Origin of the sequence: Micromonospora sp. NPDC047134 (assembly GCF_040643455.1) — a bacterium.
Classification (GTDB): Bacteria; Actinomycetota; Actinomycetes; order Mycobacteriales; family Micromonosporaceae; genus Micromonospora.
Map to the genome: position 1 here is coordinate 70,086 of NZ_JBEYUI010000015.1, position 18,958 is coordinate 89,043.

Consider the following 18,958-nt stretch of genomic DNA (forward strand, 5'->3'; position numbering starts at 1 on the left):
ACTCCCGGAGGTCAGCGGTGGGTGGGGTTGATGTGCACGCGGATCCACTCCGGCGGCTCGCCCGTAGAGGCGACGGCTTCGGAGAGGCACCGCCACAGCGCCCACGCCTCTGCCGGGGTGAGGTACATGCGGCGACGACCGGACCCGACCGCCAGGTACAGGTCGGCGTCGGGGGTGACCCGGACAGTGACCGGCACGGATGCCTTGTCGACGTGCGGGGCACGCAGCCGGTAGAAGCGGCGCGGCTCCGGCTGGTCGGGTTCGTCGGCGTACGGCATCCGGGTGGGCGTGCCCTCGGGCAACTCGTTGGTGGTCATCGCGGGTCACTCCCGTTCGTGAGGTCCAGGGCGTTGAGCAGTGACGGGGGCAGCAGCGGCGCGGCCTGCTTCGGCGGTGTCGGCCGGTAGGTGTGCCTGCCGTTGCTGTTGGTGGGGGTCGGCTTGGCCGGGGCCGGGGCGGGGATGTCGACCGGTTCCGGCTGAACCTCCGGCGGAGCCGGGAAGGTCGAGGCCATGTCCCGGATCACGTCATCGGGCAGGTAGGAGAACCGCACCCGTGCCGGTTCCGGCTGCCCATCGAGCAGGACATAGGCGACGCCCTTGGCCGAGGTGGGGATCTGGTCGGCCAGTGCTCCCCGGTCGCGGGCGCCGTCGCCGAGGAGGAGGTCGACGTGGGCGCGTTCGGTGAGGCCGAGGGCGATGCGGGTGGGGAAGAAGTCCCGCACGGAGACGACTTCCTTACGCGGGTCCTGGGTCGCGGCGACGACCAGCACCCCGAGCCCGGCACCCTGGGTCAGCAGCAGCCCCAACGCCTGGGTGATCCGCTGGCGGATGTCGCTGTCGGGTAGGAACGCCAGCAGGGCGGCGATCTCGTCAATCACGACGACGATCAGCGGCTCATCGGTGGTGGGTGTGTGGACCCGCACCTTGCCCCGCAACGCCTGCTGACGGGCCCGCATCCGGGTCACGGCGTCGTCGAGGAGGTCGGCCATGCGGGTCCAGTCGTCATCGACGTACCGGGAGAACAGGGGCCGGCCGATGGCCAGTTCCATGCCGCCTTTCGGGTCGATCGCCCACACCCGCACCAGCCCCGACCGGATACCCGCAGCGAGGGAGCGCAGGAGGGACCAGATGACCGAGCCCTTGCCCATCCGGGTCGCCCCGCCGATCAGCACATGCGTGGCCAGCAGCCGCAGGCAGTACACGGCCAGGTCTTCCCGCACACCCAGCGGCAGGGCGGTGAAGTCCGGCCGGGCGGGGACGGGCAGGGGTGCGACGATGCGGGTCAGCGGGTCGCGGCGGATGAACACCAACCACACGTGCCGGGGCCGGTCGCGCAACCGCACTCGATCCATCAGCCGCAGCAGCCACGCCAGCCGGCCGGTGCGGGTCGGGGGTGCCTGACGGCGGCCGGAGAAGACGCGGCAGTGGCGGGTGCCGAACGAGTACGCCAGATCCCGCGCGGCCTTGTGGTAGACCTCCGGGTTCTGACCCTTCGGCATCCGCACCACCAGTTCATCGGTGGCATACGAGCACCGCACCGACAGCAGCCGCGGTAGCACCTCGCCGCCGTCGTACTTCTTCACCAGCCCGCACAGGGACATGACCTCGTGCCACTGCCTGCGGTACACCCACCACCGCCGCCACACCGTCACCGCGCGAAGTGCAACGAGGTGGTGAAACGACTCCCGGCCCTTCCACCACCACACGCCACCGCCGGCAGCGGCGACGAGTAGGGCCAGGAGGTGTGGCCACCAGGCGTGCGACCGGTAGACGTCGACGGCGACCAGGACCAGGACGACGACGGGCCAGGCCCGCCAGTGCCGCACCGCAAACACCAGCAGACGCGCCAGGCCAGCGGTGAGGCGGACGAGCAGGAACAGGCCGGTGACAGTCCAGACCAGCGGCCACGGGGCGGTGATCTGAAACCGGCGGAAGTTCACCAACGGTGCCCTCACCGCGACCACCCCCGCACGTCCCCACCGGCAGCCGCCACGATCAGCACGTCGGCGTGACACGGCTGGGTCAGCGGACACCAACAGGCCAGCGACCGGCCCGCCAGATCACGACGAACCCGCGCCAGCAGCACCGGGTCAGCCACCAGCCACGCGGCGAACTTCGCCACCGCATCCGCCCGATCGACCGCATCCACCCCGACGGTGAACGGGTTACCGAACCGAGACGGCCGACCGACGTAGACCGCACCAGTCGGCATCCGCCAACCCGCCGATCGGCGACGCTGCACACGACGAACCCCGGCGGCCATCACGCCACCGCCTTACGGGCCTGCTCCTGCTGCTCGACCCACGCCTCAGCGCAGACCTTGTGCACCGGCGTGCCCTTCGGGCTCCGGCAGATCGCCGGTTTCCCGCACAACACACACGGGACCGGATCACCGGCACCGCCGGTCCGGGTCCAGTCCAGTTCTCTTGGCATGATGGAACCGCCCTTCCAGGCCGAGCGAGGTTTTGAAGGGCAGCGGGGCGGTCAAGCTTTCCTAGGGCCAGGACCGCCCCGCGCCACGATCAGTCAGGCCGCCGCCTTCACGGCAGGCACCGACAAGGACTCACGAGCCGCGGCCAGCACACCGGCCAACCGATCGATTTCGGCTCGGGGTAGGAACACGTCCACGCTGTTGCCGATCTCGCCCAACTTGAGCACCACCCGGTTCTCGTCGGGGTGGGACCGAAACGACAGCTCGGTGTCGGCATAGATGTGAACGTCCGCCGAGACGTGGACCATCAGGCAGCCTTACCGCGCGTCTCGGCCAGGGTCTTCGGCGCAACCATCGCGGTCGCCCGGTACGAGAACGCCAACCGGCCGTTGCTCCCCACGTACGGGGTCACGGTCAGGCCCTCGAACTCCACAGGCTGGAACGGACCCACCGGCGGAACCGGCTGCACATCCGCCAGGATCTTGATCGCCACCTCACGCGACCGGGCACCCAACTCCGGGTCCATGTCCATCACCCGGCACTGCCACACCCGCTGACCCGTCACCTTGTCCTTGGACGGCGTCCGCTGCCGGGTCGCCTCGTTGAAGTCCTGCGCCTCCGCAATCGAGTCCGGCACGAACACCGCACCATGCGGGAACACCGCCGCGAACGGGACCGAGAACCGAGTTCCACCCCTCAGGGCCATGACCTACTCCTTCGCTGCTGCGACTTGACCGGCAACCCGGTCTATGTGACGCAGTGAACCTAACAACTGATATGCATTCAAGTCAACTGTTAGGTAGGAAGTTCTTGCGCAGCGCCACTGAGCAGGCAGAACGCCTTTCATCTGTTAGGCCCTGGTAGCCTGCAATCAGTCCGAACAGTTCGGACAGCCGAACAACCGGACCAGCCCGAACAGTGCAAACCCGACCAGCAGGGAGCACCGTGATGACCTCTCCCCACGGCCGTATCGAGCGGCCGGAGGCCCGGCATCAACAGGTGGCGCGCAACATCCGCAACGAGATCGAGGCAGGTCGGCTTGTCCACGGCACTGCTCTGCCGTCAACCAGGAAGCTCGCCGAGGAGTGGGGCGTCAGTGTCTTCACCATCACTGAGGCGATGAAGGTCTTGGCTGAGGAAGGGCTCGTCATCAACGAGTCCCGGTCCAAGCGCGTAGTGAACGCTCCTGACCAACTACGCCGTAGCGAGGTCCGTCCGCAGAGGCCCCGCGTGATCCTGATCGGCGGGTACCCAGGCAGCGGCAAGACCGAGTTGGGCCGCATCCTGGCGCGCGAGACGGGCTGGCCGATGCTCGACAAGGACACGCTGACCCGGCCGGTCGTCGAAGCGGCCCTAGAGACACTGGGCCAATCGCCACACGATCGGGAGTCGCAGACGTACCTGAACACGATCCGTCCGAGGGAGTACGAGGCCCTCCAGGACGCGGCCAGCGAGAACGTGCAGTGCGGCAACAGTGTGATCGTTACCGCGCCGTTCATCCGAGAGTTCAATGACCCCGCCTGGATGGCCCGGACCCGCGCCTACTACGAGGCAGCGAAGGCGATCCCGACCGTGGTCTGGGTGTACTGCGACGGCGATACGATGCTGACCTACGTACGCCGCCGAGGAGCTGCCCGCGACGCCTTCAAACTGGCGGATTGGGACCGGTACCTGAGCGGCATCAACCTCGACTTCCGCCCGCCGGGTGAGCACTTCGTGGTGGACAACTGCGCATCAAGCCGGCCCCTGCAGGAGCAGGCCAAAGAACTGGTGAAGGGCATCCTCGCGGACGAGGCACCCTGATGCGTGGCGTGATCCTGTACGGCCCGCCCGCGGCTGGTAAGGACACCGTGACCACCGCCCTGCATGAGCTCGATGCCCGCTTCACCCTCTACCAGCGCATGAAGGCCGGACCGGGACGCACCACCGGCTACAGGATCACCGACGCAGCAACCCTCGACCAGCTGCATCAGCGTGGCGAAGTCATCTGGGAGAACCACCGGTACGGCGCCCGTTACGTGGTTGACCGCCCATCGCTGGTAGAGCAACTGTCGGCCGGGGTGCCGGTCGTGCACCTGGGCCAGCGTGCCGCTGTCGCTGCGGTCACCGCCGCCGTTGCCGATGCTCGGTGGTTGGTTGTCTACCTTTGGTGCCCACGAGACATTGCCGAGCAGCGGATCATCTCCCGGCACACTGGCGACACAGCCGCACGTCTCCGCGCATGGGACGACACCGAGCCGCTAGCCGAGCGTGATCTCTTTCTGAACACCGCCGAGGTGTCCCCGCGTATGGCGGCCGAGGCGATTCACCATCACGTCCTGGGCGACGCACACTCGGCGGCACCCAGCAGTTGAAGCCGGGCCGAGATAGCGGTGATGGGTAGCGAGGGCAGGAGAGGCAGTAGGCCGGTCGGGCAGATAGCCAGGGGAGCACTCGGACTCAACGGAAGACGATCCCAGGAGACGGCAGCGCGCGACCACGGCAGGACAGCTCGTTCCGGACGGACGCCGTTGCGGGTCACGGGTTGCTCGGTCGTTGCGGGTGTACAGGTGCCGGTCGGGTAGGCGGGTGTCGTGGTTGGCCTTGGTCGGCTCGGAGCTTTCTGTGATCTGTTGCCGAATTGGCCTGTACTAGATCAAGCGCGCTCCGCGCGGCGCGGGCCGGGCGCGGTAACCGGCTCCTGACGGAGCCGCCGCCCCGCCCGCCTTCGGCGGCGGGGCGGTAAGTCAGCCGGCCCGAAAGCCACGCCCGCCCCGCGCGTCACCCACTGGTTCCGTGAAGGGAACCGGTGACGAGTCCCGGAGGTCGACCGGGACCAGGACGACAACGTCCTACCTCACGTCACGCATTCAGCCTCACGACGGGAACCGCGGACCGGTCGACGGCGGGGCCGGTCGAGTTGCCGAACGGAATCACGTCGGCCGCTCAGGGGTCCGAGGTGGGAAAGAGGTGAGGGTGAGAAAGGGGGGCGGAGGATGGAGCGGGGTTGGGGTTAGGGCTTGTGCCTCCGGCGGGGGCCAGACGACTCCGAGATGGAGTTGCCGAACGGTTCCGGGGCCGTGGGTGGTAGTGGTTGGGGGATGCCATCCCGCCTACCGCCGACCCAGGCGAGCCGAGCAGACCAGGGCCAGGGTGCCAAGGTCGTTCGTCCGGTAGGGCGCTCCACCTTGTCACCCTGGCCCTGGCCCGCTCCACGGGGTGTGGGTCGGCGGCAGACGGGATGGCTAGGTAGGTGCATCCATCGTGCATCTCAGGGCACGAGCCGCATGAGGCAACGGGGAACGCCGCCTCGTAGACTATCGAGGTGCCGACTCCGCCGCCCGCCGCCCATATAGCCGTCCTTAGCGACGCCAGGGCCATCGCGTGGGTACTAAGCGAGGGCCGCATCGCCTTCAATCTCCGGTTGAAGAGAGCTTTGGCGGGCCTGAGCCTCGGTTCCCCACTCTTTCTCTACGTGACTAGCCGTTGCTTTCGCCCCGTGCCTTTCCGCGGAAAGTCTGGCCTGATCGCGAAGGTAGGCGTAACGAGCCCGGTAACTCGGCTCGATCAGCCCGTTGTTTTTGGCAACAGAAATTTCGGCATGGGCTGCAGTGTTGAGATTCTGCAGTTGTTGGCTCCGTCTCAGATGGTGACCCTCGGGCCGCTAGTACCAGAGCTGGATGCCTTCCACGGGGCATGGCATTTGCGGCTGCGTGCAGGGTTCATTCCGCTGAACGAGCATGACTACCAGCTTCTGGACGAAAAACTATCGGGGGAGTCCACGAATCTGCGGGACGCCGTAGACGCCTATGCGGCACTCGCGAAACAGCGCGAAAGAGTAGCAGCCGTCCATTAGCCATCCTCAGGATTCTGAGATGATGCGCTTCGCGAGCTCGGCTACTGTCACCTCTTCCACCCGAGCGCGTGCAGACAGCTCGTCGAACTCCCGGACTTCACTTTGGCCTGACCAGCTCAGGTGCAGACGTCTTTCCGGGACCGTTGCCACATGCAGGTATTGCTGCGGTGACCCCCAGAGGCACGTTTGGCATTCGGAAGACAGACGGAGATCCCAGTTGGGGCAGTTCTCGCAGGCCCATGACTTCGCCCTGTTGCACGAGGGACACAGCGGCATGAAGTCCTCTGGGACGAGCTCTTGTGCCTCTCCGGACACTCGATACGGGACTCGATGGTCTGCCTGCAGCTCCTTTGTAGTGAATTTCCCGTTGCACACAGCGCAACGATAGGACCACTGCGCGCAGAGACTCTCCTTAAAGGCCTTAGGAAGTTTGCGCCGGCCAATCAAAACTGCATCACCAATTGCAGGGACGAGTTCATAGCGGGCCATCTGGCGGCCACCGACCACCACCATCGTTTTCGCTACCTTGACGCCAGCATCCTTGAGGTCGGCGATGGCACGCGGAGGGTGGTCGTAACCCATTGCCTTTAGGTCTGCGGTTGTTACAAAGCCTTGACTAAACATTTGCTCGACGGCCTTCTTGGCTCGAAGGCTCAACGGCCGACTCAGGACCCAAGCTTTGAAGTCCTCTGGATCAGGGCTTGCCATGGACCGACACTCTAGCCGCTCCCATGTGCAGTATGACGCTCAGGGTAGTAGTGGCATTGCCTCTGCAGGACGAAGCCGCTCAATCGCCTTAGCGACACCACCCAGCCTAGAAACAAGCGCTGGCGACAGATACAGAGATTCCACGGTATGCGCGGTTTCGCCGTTTAGAGTAGCTTGCGACGATTTTCCCGCGTATAGATGGAGATGCTCTAGGTCTAGCACCTCGGTCAGTGGTCTCCCATATGACTTCGTGCCTGTGGTGCCGTCGTATGACAGGATGAAGGAGACATCGCGATCAATCGCGTTACGTAGAGTTGCGATGAAGCTTTCACGAGAGATTCCCGCCATGTAGCGGTGATCTCGGGTATTCGATACTCCCTCGTAAGGGGGGTCCATGTAGACGACGTCGCCGCTGCCGGCGGCTTCCAAGGATTCTGCGTAGTCTCTTGCAAGTGCCGTCGCGCCTGCGAGGGTTTTTGATGTCGCCAGCAGACGTGGCCTCATCGTAGTCGGCTTGGCGCCTAGTCGGCGATGATCTGCACCCTGGTTGAACTCTCCATAGCGGTTGTATCGAACGGCAGCCTTAACGCACCGGGCTAGGAGATACAGAAGGAAATGCGGCTCGTGTGTCGCGTTGAACTTAGTTCGAACCTCATCGTAGTAACGCCTTGGATCGGGGAGTTGCTCGTTCCACATACTCTCGTAGTCGTCCGCCAAGGCCGCCGGGTCTGTCAGAATACGTTGCCATAAGGCCATTAGCGGCTCGTTGATATCACTGATCTCAACAGCCTTTGGTATTGCAAGATGCGCGGCTGCGATAGACACCGCAGCCGAGCCGGCAAACGGCTCTATCAACCGCCCCGTGTCGCCGGGAAGAAGCAGAACAATGGCGTGGGCCAACCGCCGCTTGCTGCCCTGATAGGGAATAGCGTGGGGCGCGGCGTCGAGGGAAGGCAGCCGTCGGGGAGCAATCGGGGCTGGCGTCATGGTGCACAGTCTGCCCCAGTGAGTGGCGTAACCGGCCGCCGGCCCGCAGGATACTTGGTGCGTGATCTCGCTCGGCATGAAGGTGATGAATCCTCTCGGATAGATGAGCCTGATGACTGGGGCCGCGCACGTGAGCGGAACGCGACCACGGACACGCCGGCCGAGCCGGGCTACGTATCAGAAGTGTGGGTGCACGGCCGCCCGTACAGCCAAGCCCGCCGACGGACACAGCCCAGGACCGACGGCAGACGACACGGCGAGCAGACGTGCGACGGTCCCTGACGGTGGGCGACAGTATCTTGATCTTTGCAAGGCATGGGCACCGCCGATGCGTCTAAAGATCAACTAGTACATCGCCAGTACAGATGAGCGCCGCAAGCAGTGTGAAACGTCGAGAGAGGCTGACCGGTCGGAGCGAGGTCGGACCGGCGATCGGTCCGCTTCGACCCGATGCGAGCCAGGCTCGCGGCTTAGGGGTTCGAGTCCCCTGGGCTCCACCAGCACTTTCCTTGGTTGACCTCGTTCCGAGTACAGCCAGCCGCTTACTTCGCGCGCACAGGAACCGCCCCGTTGACCATGAGGTTGACGGCAGTGTGGAGATCAACGAATGCCGTCAACCTCATGATCAACCCGCTGTTAGTGGGTGGAGTTCGGGGTTAGGGGGCGGTGTATACCGCTAGGGCCCAGGAGGCGGGGGAGGCCGAGGGGATGTCGGCGAAGGTGTCCAGCTGTCGCCAGGCGAGCCGGAGTTGGTTCCCGGTCCGGGGCAGCCAGGCAGGGTCGATGGTCCGGGTCAGGTCCTGACCGTGGCGGTGCGGGCAGAGAAGGAACTGAGCGTCCTGGGTTTCCGGGGTGTCGGCCGCGTTGCCGCCGGTACGGGTCCACGACAGGTCCAGTTCGAGCGCGGAGTTTGCGCTGCTGGTGTGCAGGACCGCTAGCCGGCAGGAGGCGCGTACCACTATGGGTTGGGAGGTCGCCGGCACCTGGACGTCCACCGAGTCCTGGAAGGTCGTCCTCAGCGTGACCAGGTGGACCCGGTCGTAGGTTGCGCCGTTCACGGTGATCGACTGCGGCAGGTCGCTGGTGTTGGCGGTGGGCGGGAGGGTGAAGCCGATGATCAGGCCCGCGGCCAGGGCGACAGAGACGACGGCGACGGCCGCGACACCGATCAGCCACCGGGGTCTGTTGCCCTGCCCGATCACCATCATCCGAGTCTATGGGCGAGGTCGTTCGGTTCGTCGAGCCCGATTCACGCGTTTCTTGGTCAGCCAGCGCATGACGTCCAGGGCGTGTGCCGCCGGGTAGCGGATCGGATGGAAGACATGCTCGATCAGGTCGTCGGCGACGATCAGGGTGAGTCGTTCGTACAGGGTCATGTCGCCGGCGGTGAAGGTGGGCAGGCCCAGGGCGGCGGCCAGGGTGAGTCGTGGGTCCGGGATCAGTGGGTACGGCAGCCTCAGCCGGTGTACGAGTTCCCGCTGGTAACCGGTGGACTGTGCGGACAGCCCGTAGACCCGGTCGGCCCCGGCGGTGCGCAGTTCGGCGTGGTGGTCGCGGAACCAGGTGGGTTGTTCGGTGTCCCGCAGCGCGCCGGTCACCTCCAGCAGGCTGTTCGGCAGGTCCAGGCCGGGGCGGCCGGTGAGGGGGTAGATGAAGATGACGCTTCGCCCCGGGCCGAGGGCGGCCAGGTCGACGGGTCGGCCGTCGGTGGCGTAAAAGTGCAGTGCCGGCAGGGGACGGCCGATCAGGTCATGCGGGTCGGTGCCGGTGGGTGACCGGGCGGGTACGAGGAGGCTGGCTGCCGCGTCCAGCCGGGCGTTGAGGGCGTCTCGTTGCGCGGTCAGTTTGCCGATGCGTTCCTGAAGTGCGGTGACGGTGCCGCGATAGGTGGCCAGTGCGGCGGCGCAGACATCGTCCTCGTCGGCTCCGGCGGCGATGGATTCGACGAAGGGTCGGGTCTCCTCGACGCTGAGTCCGAGGGCCATGAGTTCCCGGATCTGGGTTACCAGCCGGACCGCGATGGGGTCGTACTCGCGGTAGCCGTTGCCGAGACGGCGGGGGACGACCAGCCCGACGGACTCGTAGTACCGCAGGGCTCGGATGGTCGTTCCGGTTCGGCGCGCCAGCTCACCCACCCGCACGAGCCGATGCTAAACCCGCACCCTTGGGTACGGGTCAAGGTCGTGGGCGGACTTGACCCGTACCCCGAGGTGCGGGTTTAGCGTGCCCCGCATGAGGGGTGGCGCAGGTGACTTCGACTACGAGACCAAGGGCCAGGGGTACGCGGCGCAGCGGCGTACCGATCCGCGGATCGCGGAGCTGGTCCACACGGCGTTGGGTGAGGCCCGTACGGTCCTGAATGTGGGGGCGGGGGCCGGTTCCTACGAGCCCACCGACCGGTACGTGGTGGCGATCGAGCCCTCGGCCCGGATGCGTGGTCAGCGGCCGGCGACGACGGCGCCGGCGTTGGATGCCACTGCCGAATCCATCCCGTTCGACGATGACGCCTTCGACGCGGTGATGGCGACCGTCACCGTGCACCAGTGGGCGGACACCGCCCGGGGCCTGGCCGAGATCCGCCGGGTCGCGCGGGGCCCGGTGGTGGTGCTCACCTTCGACGGTACGGCCCTGGATCGCTTCTGGCTGGCCGAGTACGCCCCGGAGTTGATCGCGGTGGAGCGCCGACGTTACCCGGCGATCAGCAGTATCGCGGCGGCCATCGGCTCCCAGGTGGAGGTCGTCGAGGTGCCGATTCCGGTGGACTGTGTGGACGGTTTCACGGAGGCCTTCTATGCCCGTCCGGAGCAGTTGCTCGATCCGGCGGTGCGGGCCGCTCAGTCGGCGTGGGGATTCGTCGACGAGGCGGCGGCGAGCCGGGCGGTCGAGCGGCTGCGGGCCGACCTCGACTCGGGGGCGTGGGAGGCCAGGTACGGGCATCTGCGCCACCAGCCGACCTTCCACGGCTCGCTGCGACTGATCGTGGGTCGGCCCTGAGGTGACCTGGGAGTCGACCGGTGGTGGCAGCGGATGTGATGAAGGGTCGGGGGTGCGGCGTCGGGTGACCGACCACCGGCTAGCGTCGGGGGCGTGAACAGCGGCTCTCCTCGTGTCCTGCCCGCCGACGGTGATCTCGCCGAGGCGGCGTCCGTGCTGCGTACCGGCGGGTTGGTGGCCTTTCCCACCGAGACCGTCTACGGCCTGGGGGCGAACGCGTTGGATGCGCGGGCCGCGGCCCGGATCTTCGAGGCGAAGGCGCGGCCCAGCTTCGATCCGCTGATCACCCATCTGGCGGAGGTGGCCGACCTGGAGCCGCTGGTGGGGTCGGTGCCGCCGGCGGTGGCCGCGTTGGCGGCACGGTTCTGGCCGGGTCCGCTGACGCTGATCGTGGACCGGCCGGAGGTGGTGCCGCCGATCGTCACCTCCGGGCTGGCGACCATGGCGGTACGGGTGCCGGACAACGAGTACGCGCGGCGGCTGATCGCGGCAGCGGGGGTACCGGTGGCCGCGCCGAGCGCCAACCGGTTCGGTCAGCTCAGCCCGACCCGGGCCGAGCACGTGGTACGCGGACTGGGCGCCGCCGTGGACGTGGTGCTCGACGGTGGGCCGACCCGGTGCGGGATCGAGTCCACGATCGTGGACGCGCGGGGGGATCATCCGGTGGTGCTGCGGCTCGGCGCGTTGCCGGTCGAGGAGGTGGAGAAGGTCACCGGCCCGGTGATCATTCGGCTGGGCAACTCGGGCCAGCCGGTGGCGCCGGGTGCGCTGGCCGCGCACTATGCCCCGCGTACGCCGTTGCGGTTGCTGGCCGCCGGTGAGCCGCCGGCCGAGGGCGGAGAGCGGCGGGGTTACCTGGCCTTTCGGGACCGGCCTGCGGGCGACTGGGCGGCGGTGGAGGTGCTCTCGGTCTCCGGTGACCTGACCGAGGCGGCGGCGCGACTCTTCGAGGCGCTGCACCGGCTGGACGCGGCCGGCGTCGGCGAGATCGTGGCCGAGCCGGTGCCGGAGAACGGTGTCGGCCGGGCGGTCAACGACCGGCTGCGGCGGGCCGCCGCCACCTGGCGGCCCCACTAGGCCGGGTGGACCGGGCCGGCCGGCTCGGGCGGGCGGCGCGGAGCCGGTGGTCGGCAGTGTCCGTCGAGTGCTCCCCACATCCGGTGTACCGATCGGTACAGAACGTGGGCCAGCTCACCAACCGACCGGTACAAAACCCTGCTACGGTTGACCCAGAACCGAGCGGTACAAAACGCGGACATGTGTCCGCTCCGCTCGGACGGTCGATCGGGGTCAACCGGTCGGCGCCAAGAGAACGGAAGAATGATCATGGGCTCTGTTGCGACTGACTCGCGTATGTCTACCCAGGAACTGCGCGACTTCTACCTGCGGTATGTCGAGTTGGCGAACAAGCGTGAGTTCGAGCGCATGGCTGATTTCGCCCACGAAGAGGTCATCATGAACGGCACCCCGGTCAAGATGGCCGACATGGTGGCCGAGTTCTACAAGCACGTCGACGCCGTGCCGGATCTCCACTGGGAGATCCAGGAGATCGTCGTCGAGGGCGACCGGATCGCCGCTCGTCTGATCGACACCGGGACGCCGGTCAAGGAGTGGAACGGCCTGAACCCCACCGGGGCGTCGGTGACGTTCGCCGAGACCGCCTTCTACCAGCTCGAGGACGGCAAGTTCAAGTTCATGTGGTATCTGATGGACACCGACTCGGTGCGGCGACAGCTCGCCGGCTAACTGGTGCGGACCGGCTCGGCCCCGCCGTCCGGCTCGGGTGGACGGTGGGGTGTTCCGTCGGGCTGCGGCAGCCGGGCCACCAGGCGGGTCAGGGCGCCGTTGGCGAAGGTGGCGCCAAGGGCGGAACCGGTGGCGATGGTCCACCCGACCGGCCCGAGCGGGGTGCACCCGAAGAACTGACTGACCCCGGGGGTCTGCACCACCGCGGCCAGCGCGCCGAACGAGACGGCAGTGGAGGCGAGCACGGTGGGACTGGTGCCGCCGGCCAGCACGGTCTGCCCTAGTTGGGTACCGACCAGGGAGACCAGGGCGATCGTGCTGGCGCGGCGGCGACGACCGGTGTAGCGGGCCAAGGTCCAGCCGGCGGTCGCGCCCAGGGTGGTGGCCGCCGCCCGCAGCCCGATCTCCTTGGTCATGGTCTGGCCGAGGGAGGTGTCCGGGCCCTCGCGCAGCATGTCGTCGGCGTGCTCGTCGGCGGGTGGCCGGACGGCGATGGCCATCGCGGGGGCCATGTCGGTGAGCAGGTTGACCAGGAGCAGTTGGCGTCCGTTGAGGGCGGCCTGACCGGTGGCGGCGGCGGTCAGCACGCTGAAGGCGATCTCGCCCAGGTTGCCGCCGACCAGGATGCTCAGGGCGTGGCGTACGGAGGACCACATCGCGCGGCCTTCGACCAGGGTGGCGATGATGGTCTCCAGCCGGTCGTCGGTGACGACCAGGTCGGCGGCGGCCCGGGCGGCCGGGGTTCCTCGTTGGCCCAGGGCGATGCCCACGTCGGCCAGCCGGATGGCGGGGGCGTCGTTGGCGCCGTCGCCGGTCATCGCCACGGTCCGCCCGCGCTTCTGCAACGCCTGGATGATCCGGACCTTGTGGGTAGGGGTGCAGCGGGCCACCACGTCGGTGGCGGTAAGGCGGTCGGCCAGGGCCTCGTCGTCGAGGTGGTCCAGTTCGGTGGCGGTGACGACCCGTTGGGCATCGCCGTCGCTGATGGTGGCGGCGATCGCCTCGGCGGTGGCCGGATGATCACCGGTGATCATGATGGTGTGCACCCCGGCCTGCCGGATGCGGTGGACGGCCGGTGCGGCACTGGCGCGTACCCCGTCGGCGATGGCCAGGAATCCGGTGAAGGTCAGGCCGGTCACCTCGTCGTCGGTGATGTCGGGATCGGTGACGATGCATTCGGCGACGGCGAGGATGCGGTGCCCGGCGCCGGCGCGTTCGCTGAGTTGCCGTTGGAGGTCGGCTCGGCCGGCCTCGTCCAGGGGCTCCTCCCGACCTCCGGTGCGGTGGGTGGCGCACCGGGGCAGCACCTGCTCGGGTGCGCCCTTCACGCTGAGCAGCAGTCGGCCCTGGGTCTGCCCGACGCTGGCGTGGTAGCCCCGGGAGGGTTCGAAGGGCAGCCCACCGGCCGCCCGCCAGTCCGGGGCCGCCTCCTGCTCGCAGACCCCGACGGCGCGGGCACCCTGCAGCACCGCCCGGTCGGTCTGCATGGCCAACTCTTTCGGATCATCCGCGGTGGGGGTGGCGCGCAGTGCGGCCGCCAGGGTCCGCCGCAACCGGTCGTCGAGTTCCTCCGGGCGGGCGTAGCCGTCCGCATCGCCGACCCCGGCCAGCACCAGGTGTCCTTCGGTCAGGGTGCCGGTCTTGTCGAAGCAGAGCACGTCGACCCGGCCCAGGGCCTCGATGGTGCGCGGGTTGCGGACCAGCGCGCCGTGCCCGGCCAGTCGCCGGGCGGCGGCCAGTTGGGCGGCGCTGACCAGGAAGGGCAGCCCCTCGGGCACCGAGGCCACGGCCAGGTTCGCGGCGGTCGCGGCCGTCTGGGCCAGGGGTACGCCGCGCAGCAGCCCGGCCCCGACCACCGCGACCGCCGATCCGGCGGCCAGGGGGATCGCGGCGCGGGTCAGGTTGCCCAGTCGGGCTTCCACCCCGCTGGCCGGTGGTGCCTGTCGGGCCAGGGCCAGACTGCGTCCGGCCTCGGTGTCGGTGCCGATGGCCACCACCACTGCGGTGCCCTGTCCGGCGGCGATGGTGGTCCCCTCGTAGAGCATCGATCGGCGTTCGGCGACGGCTGCGGCGACCACCGGCTGGTCGGTCTTGGCCACCGGTAGGGACTCGCCGGTCAGGGAGGACTCGTCGGCCTCCAAGCCGACGGATTCCAGCACCCGGCAGTCGGCCGGTACGGCGTCGCCGGATTCCAGCACGATCACGTCACCGGGTACGAGGTCGTCGGCGGGTACCACTCGTTCGGTGCCGGAACGGCGGACCCGGGCGGTGACGGCGGACCGGGACAGCAGTTGGGCCAGGGACTTCTCGGTGTTGCGCTGGTGCACGGCGCCGATCAGGGCGGAGCCGCCGACCACTCCGCCGACCAGGGCCGCGTCTACCAGGGAGCCGAAGTTGGCCGACAGGGCCGCCCCGGCGATGAGGACCGGGGTGAGGGGGTTGACCAGTTCCTCGGCTACCGCCCGGAGCAGTCCGCCCGGCCCGGCGGCCTCGGCGGGACCGGCGGCCTGGCGCTGGTCGGCCTCGGTCTCGGTCAACCCCTCCGGGCTGCTGCCGAGCTGATCCAGCACGGTCGGCACCGGCATCAGGTGCCAGGCGGTGATCGCCGGGGCGGGTGTCTCGGCATGTTCGGAGAGCCGGGAGGCCCGCCACACCCCGTGACCGAAGGCCAGGGCCGCCGCGCCGTTGACCGCGGTCAGGGTACGGATGGGCAGGGCGGCCCGCTCGGCGGTCAGTGCGCTCAGGGCGCCGAGACCGGTGCCGGCCAGGCCGACGCGCAGGTTCTGGGCGGTCATCCGGCGGGCCACCCCGGCGGCCTCGATGATCAGGGCGGCGATCCGCAGTTCGGTGCCGATCAGCAGGTGGGCGCCCCAGGGCGGCAGGGCCTGCGGGTCGGCCACCCCCAGGCCGCAGTCTGCTGCGGCCAGCGCCGCCCGGTCGCCGGAGACGAGCATCACCATGGCGCCTTCGCGTTGCAGCCGGCGGATCGAGGCGGCCAGTTGGTCACCCCCGGGCAGCAGAGCGTCGGCGGAGGCGTGCCGTTGCGCGTCGTCGCCGGCCACGATGAGCCGCAGCCCGGCCTGCCGGGCGACCGCCGGCAGGCTGTCCACCCCGGGGGCGGGTTCGGGTTCCACCCGCAGCACCGCCGCCAGGGTGCCGCCCTGGGCCAGGCCTAGCAGGTTGCCGCCCCGCTCGCGCAGCCGACGGCTCTCCTCGGTGTCGCCGGGGTCGTGGGCGTCGAGCCGGTCCAGCGGGCCGAGTTGCCAGCCGTCGCGTCGGCGTACCTCGTCGGGGGCGTCCGGCTCGAACAGGGCGAACGCCCGCGTGGCCACCTGGGAGGTGTCCGCCCCGGGCAGCGGGGCCAGGTCGGCCAGGACGCCCCGGTCGGTGCCGAGGACCCGGGTGTCCAGCACCAGGGTGTCGATCCGGTCGAGTTCACGCAGCACGCTTCGGTCCATCGCGATGACCCCGCGCTTGGCCAGGATCCGGCCGAGCTGGGCGCCGTAGCCTTCCCGACCGCTGCCGGGGGCCTTGGGCAGCGCGGACAGGCCCAGCGCGGCGGCCCGTTTCGGGCCGATCACCGGGCTGGCCGCGGCGAAGGCCGCCACCCCGGCGCCGAGCATCCGGGTCTTGTACTGGTCGACGGTGCTGTCCGGCTTGGGGCAGGGGCGCTCACCGTCCGGGTTACGGGCGACGGCCCGATCGGGTTCGCCGGTCAGTCGGGGCTCGGCCTTCTCCCAGGTGCGCAGCTGGGCCAGTCCTTCCCCCCACTGCACGATCCGCTGGGCTCCGTCGAGCACGATGCCGGTCCAGCCCCCGGCCAGCCCCTGCACCACCGCCTCGGCCAGGGGGAACAGCAGGTCGGCGCGGGGGTCGCTGCGGATGCCCAGTCCGGCCAGGGTGTGCAGTTTGGGGTGCAGGTCCGCCGCGCCGAGCAGGCCGGCCACCTCGGCGGGGATGGGGGTGATGGGCAGGATGCGGGTGGCTGCGGAGATGGTCAGGCCCAGGGCGTCGGAGGCCAGGGCACCGAGGGTACGGGCGGTTCGGGGTCCCTCTTCGGGCGGCTGCGGGGGTGGGATCTCCGGGTCCGGCTCGTGCGGGCAGGTGCGTTCGGTGTGGGCGATGGTGGCGATCAGGTCGCGTACTCTCGGCCCGGGTGTGTCGACGGCGACGATGACCCGGCCGGAGGGGGCGTTGACCCGGGCCCACTGCACCCCGGGCATCCGTTGCAGGTCCGTCTCCACCTGGCGGGCCAGGAGGTCGCCGCCGTCCTGGCAGACCCCGTGCACCTCGATGTGGTGGCGTCCCGGCCGGGACCAGACCCGTCGGCTGCTCAGCCCGATGGTGCGGGCGAACCTGCTGACGGTGGCCCCGGCGTCCCGGGCGACATCCTGCACCAGCGGTACGTCGACCGGTGGCCGGAGGCGGCGGAGCAGACCGCCGAGCGATGTCATCGACGGCCGGGACGGATCGGGTGGTCGATCAGCCTTCCGCTGCTTCTGCCGTACCCCATCTCGCCTCCTACCGGTCGGGCCCGGCGGCCTGGCTTCCCGCCGGGGCGTCCCTTATGCCCGTCCGGGTGGGGGAAGTTTTCCGGTTCGGTCGGGCATGAGCTGGTTCGGTGAGTGGAATGCCGGATGACGACGGGCACGGGGAGGTCTGGATGAGGGTTGGCCGGTCGGGTCCGGCGGTGATCGGCCGCCGATGAGCTTCCTGACCTTGCTGCCCCTGGCGGTGGTCATGATCGCCGGAACCCAGTTGGTGGCGGCGGTCTTCTTCGCCTCGTCCGACCGACCCCGGGCCGCCTCGTGGGGCTATCTGGCCGGTGCGGCGATCGTGGTGGGCGGCGGTACGACAGTGGCCTGGGCGGCCCTGCGGCTGTTCCGGATCAGGTTCTCCACCGGGACGGAACGCGACGGGGTGGAACGGACCATCGACTGGCTCGTCCTCGGACTGCTGGTGGTGCTGGCGATCGCGGTCTTCCTGCTTCGTCACCGGGGTCCGCCGAGCTGGATGGGTCGGCTTCAGCACGCCAGCCCCGGGTACGCCTTCCGGGTCGGCCTGCTGCTGTTCCTGGCCAATCCGACCGACGGCCTGACGATGATCGCGGTCGGTGCTACCGCCGCCCGTCATGATCAGAGCTGGTGGCACCTGCTGCCGTTCGTGCTGCTGACCCTGACCCTGCTCGCCCTGCCCCTGCTCGCCCTGCTGCTGCTGGGCGACCGGGCCCGGGTGCTGCTGCCCAGGATCAGGACCTGGGCGGACACCCACTCGTGGATCGTCAGCGAGGCGGTGATCGCGCTGTTCTTCCTGCTCACCGTCGTCGACCTGGCCCGGTGACACCTTCGGGGGAACGGCGCCGAGGCGGGCCTGGTCCCCGGTCGGTCCGACCTACGGTCGAGTCATGCTCACGTTCGTCGTCACCAGCGTTCTGTACGTCTGTGGATTCGTCTTCCTGTACGGGGTGATCCGGCTGGCCGTCCGACACGCCCTTGAGGACGCCGAGATGCGCAGGGTGCAGACCCAACGCGCGGAGGAGGCGGCCGCGGCCCGGGATCGGGCCCTGCTGCACAAGCACGGCTTCCTCAACAACGGCTGAGACCGGCCAGTTCGGGGAGACCGGGTGATTCGGGGCGGCTGCCGGCGGCCTGACCTGCGGCGGATGCGACGATCTCAGCTGTGATGGGAACGTTGAAGACCGAGCCTGCCCGTACCCGCCCCGACCTGCTGGCCGCGCCGGTGGCCGCCGCGCTGGCCGCCTGGCCGGCCGACGCCGTGGAGGTCGACTCGGTGCTGGTGGCACCGATCGACGCCGAACTCGCCGACACCGCACAGTTCTGTGCCGCGTACGAGGTGGGGCTGGACGAGTCGGCCAACTGCGTCGTGGTCGCCGGCAAGCGGGAGGGGGTCACCCGGTACGCGGCCTGCCTGGTGCTCGCCACCACCCGGGTGGACGTCAACGGGGTGGCCCGCCGGGCTCTGGACGTGCGCAAGGCCAGCTTCGCCCCGATGGCCGACGCGGTCGAGTTGACCGGGATGGAGTACGGCGGGATCACCCCGATCGGCCTGCCGGCGCAGTGGCCGATCCTGGTCGACGCGCGGGTGGTGGCCGCGCCGTACGTCATCGTCGGTTCCGGCGTACGGCACAGCAAGATCGCGTTGCCCGGGGCGGCGCTGGCCACCCTGCCCAACGTGCGGGTGGTGGAGGATCTGGCCAAGCCGGTCTAGATACTCATCCTGCTCGATGTTGTTGCA

Annotated in this window: 20 protein-coding genes and 1 tRNA gene; 10 read left to right on the forward strand and 11 right to left on the reverse strand. The window is 69.0% G+C overall.

All coding sequences use genetic code 11. The annotated features are described in order from the left end of the window. Positions 1–11 precede the first annotated feature (11 nt). The 6 genes from ABZ795_RS18955 to ABZ795_RS18980 form a co-directional block, all read right to left on the reverse strand. Positions 12–317: a spread protein gene (locus ABZ795_RS18955; RefSeq protein WP_357531289.1), complete on the reverse strand. Its 306-nt coding sequence runs from the start codon at positions 315–317 to the stop codon at positions 12–14. Beyond that, on the reverse strand, positions 314–1,957 hold the full coding sequence (locus tag ABZ795_RS18960) for an FtsK/SpoIIIE domain-containing protein (protein ID WP_357531290.1): 1,644 nt from the start codon (positions 1,955–1,957) through the stop codon (positions 314–316). Before ABZ795_RS18960 ends, ABZ795_RS18955 begins: the two co-directional genes overlap by 4 nt. Continuing rightward, entirely contained in the window at positions 1,954–2,265 is a 312-nt protein-coding gene (locus ABZ795_RS18965) for a DUF4326 domain-containing protein (RefSeq protein ID WP_357531291.1), read from the reverse strand. Before ABZ795_RS18965 ends, ABZ795_RS18960 begins: the two co-directional genes overlap by 4 nt. Then, on the reverse strand, positions 2,265–2,435 hold the full coding sequence (locus ABZ795_RS18970; RefSeq protein ID WP_357531292.1) for a hypothetical protein: 171 nt from the start codon (positions 2,433–2,435) through the stop codon (positions 2,265–2,267). The genes ABZ795_RS18965 and ABZ795_RS18970 overlap by 1 nt, the downstream gene beginning before the upstream one ends. Positions 2,436–2,528: 93 nt before the next feature. Continuing rightward, a complete protein-coding gene (locus ABZ795_RS18975) occupies positions 2,529–2,741 on the reverse strand; it encodes a hypothetical protein (protein ID WP_357531293.1) in 213 nt (70 codons plus the stop codon). Continuing rightward, positions 2,741–3,139 (reverse strand): transcriptional regulator, encoded by a 399-nt coding sequence (locus ABZ795_RS18980; RefSeq protein WP_357531294.1) that lies wholly within the window; start codon positions 3,137–3,139, stop codon positions 2,741–2,743. The genes ABZ795_RS18975 and ABZ795_RS18980 overlap by 1 nt, the downstream gene beginning before the upstream one ends. 242 nt (positions 3,140–3,381) lie before the next feature. Between ABZ795_RS18980 and ABZ795_RS18985 the strand changes: the two genes are divergently transcribed. From ABZ795_RS18985 to ABZ795_RS18995, 3 genes are all read left to right on the forward strand, one after another. Beyond that, complete coding sequence (locus ABZ795_RS18985) at positions 3,382–4,236, forward strand: GntR family transcriptional regulator (protein WP_357531295.1); 855 nt, start codon at positions 3,382–3,384, stop codon at positions 4,234–4,236. After that, positions 4,236–4,787, forward strand: a complete 552-nt coding sequence (locus tag ABZ795_RS18990; protein ID WP_357531296.1) for a kinase — start codon at positions 4,236–4,238, stop codon at positions 4,785–4,787. The genes ABZ795_RS18985 and ABZ795_RS18990 overlap by 1 nt, the downstream gene beginning before the upstream one ends. Positions 4,788–5,737: 950 nt before the next feature. After that, positions 5,738–6,268, forward strand: a complete 531-nt coding sequence (locus tag ABZ795_RS18995; RefSeq protein WP_357531297.1) for a hypothetical protein — start codon at positions 5,738–5,740, stop codon at positions 6,266–6,268. Positions 6,269–6,274: 6 nt separating this feature from the next. Here the strand turns inward: ABZ795_RS18995 and ABZ795_RS19000 are convergent, their stop codons facing one another. Both ABZ795_RS19000 and ABZ795_RS19005 read right to left on the reverse strand, forming a co-directional pair. Further along, complete coding sequence (locus ABZ795_RS19000) at positions 6,275–6,976, reverse strand: HNH endonuclease signature motif containing protein (RefSeq protein WP_357531298.1); 702 nt, start codon at positions 6,974–6,976, stop codon at positions 6,275–6,277. 39 nt (positions 6,977–7,015) lie between these two features. Next, positions 7,016–7,963, reverse strand: coding sequence for a DNA adenine methylase (locus ABZ795_RS19005; protein WP_357531299.1), 948 nt, complete (start codon positions 7,961–7,963; stop codon positions 7,016–7,018). A 411-nt stretch (positions 7,964–8,374) separates the two neighbouring features. Between ABZ795_RS19005 and ABZ795_RS19010 the strand changes: the two genes are divergently transcribed. Further along, a tRNA-Arg gene (locus ABZ795_RS19010) sits at positions 8,375–8,463 on the forward strand. A 156-nt stretch (positions 8,464–8,619) separates the two neighbouring features. On the opposite strand, the gene ABZ795_RS19015 is transcribed toward ABZ795_RS19010, so the two are convergent. Next, positions 8,620–9,168 carry a hypothetical protein gene (locus ABZ795_RS19015; protein ID WP_327023501.1) on the reverse strand — a complete coding sequence of 183 codons (549 nt, stop codon included), beginning with the start codon at positions 9,166–9,168 and terminating at the stop codon, positions 8,620–8,622. A 9-nt stretch (positions 9,169–9,177) separates the two neighbouring features. Beyond that, positions 9,178–10,104, reverse strand: coding sequence for a MerR family transcriptional regulator (locus ABZ795_RS19020; protein WP_357531300.1), 927 nt, complete (start codon positions 10,102–10,104; stop codon positions 9,178–9,180). Positions 10,105–10,195: 91 nt separating this feature from the next. Here ABZ795_RS19020 and ABZ795_RS19025 point away from each other — a divergent pair, with 91 nt between their 5' ends. From ABZ795_RS19025 to ABZ795_RS19035, 3 genes are all read left to right on the forward strand, one after another. Next, positions 10,196–10,957: a class I SAM-dependent methyltransferase gene (locus ABZ795_RS19025; RefSeq protein ID WP_327023499.1), complete on the forward strand. Its 762-nt coding sequence runs from the start codon at positions 10,196–10,198 to the stop codon at positions 10,955–10,957. Between the two features lie 117 nt (positions 10,958–11,074). After that, positions 11,075–12,034, forward strand: coding sequence for an L-threonylcarbamoyladenylate synthase (locus tag ABZ795_RS19030; RefSeq protein WP_357531337.1), 960 nt, complete (start codon positions 11,075–11,077; stop codon positions 12,032–12,034). A gap of 276 nt (positions 12,035–12,310) precedes the next feature. Continuing rightward, complete coding sequence (locus ABZ795_RS19035) at positions 12,311–12,703, forward strand: ester cyclase (RefSeq protein ID WP_327023498.1); 393 nt, start codon at positions 12,311–12,313, stop codon at positions 12,701–12,703. Here the strand turns inward: ABZ795_RS19035 and ABZ795_RS19040 are convergent. After that, entirely contained in the window at positions 12,700–17,157 is a 4,458-nt protein-coding gene (locus ABZ795_RS19040) for an HAD-IC family P-type ATPase (protein ID WP_357531301.1), read from the reverse strand. The genes ABZ795_RS19035 and ABZ795_RS19040 overlap by 4 nt on opposite strands. A 250-nt stretch (positions 17,158–17,407) precedes the next feature. Between ABZ795_RS19040 and ABZ795_RS19045 the strand changes: the two genes are divergently transcribed. From ABZ795_RS19045 to ABZ795_RS19055, 3 genes are all read left to right on the forward strand, one after another. Further along, positions 17,408–18,043: a GAP family protein gene (locus ABZ795_RS19045; RefSeq protein WP_327023496.1), complete on the forward strand. Its 636-nt coding sequence runs from the start codon at positions 17,408–17,410 to the stop codon at positions 18,041–18,043. A gap of 64 nt (positions 18,044–18,107) precedes the next feature. Continuing rightward, positions 18,108–18,302, forward strand: a complete 195-nt coding sequence (locus ABZ795_RS19050) for a hypothetical protein (RefSeq protein WP_327023495.1) — start codon at positions 18,108–18,110, stop codon at positions 18,300–18,302. An 83-nt stretch (positions 18,303–18,385) separates the two neighbouring features. Further along, the gene (locus ABZ795_RS19055) at positions 18,386–18,931 is read left to right on the forward strand and encodes a YbaK/EbsC family protein (RefSeq protein ID WP_357531338.1); all 546 of its coding nucleotides are present in this window, start codon (positions 18,386–18,388) and stop codon (positions 18,929–18,931) included. The last annotated feature ends 27 nt before the right edge of the window (positions 18,932–18,958 follow it).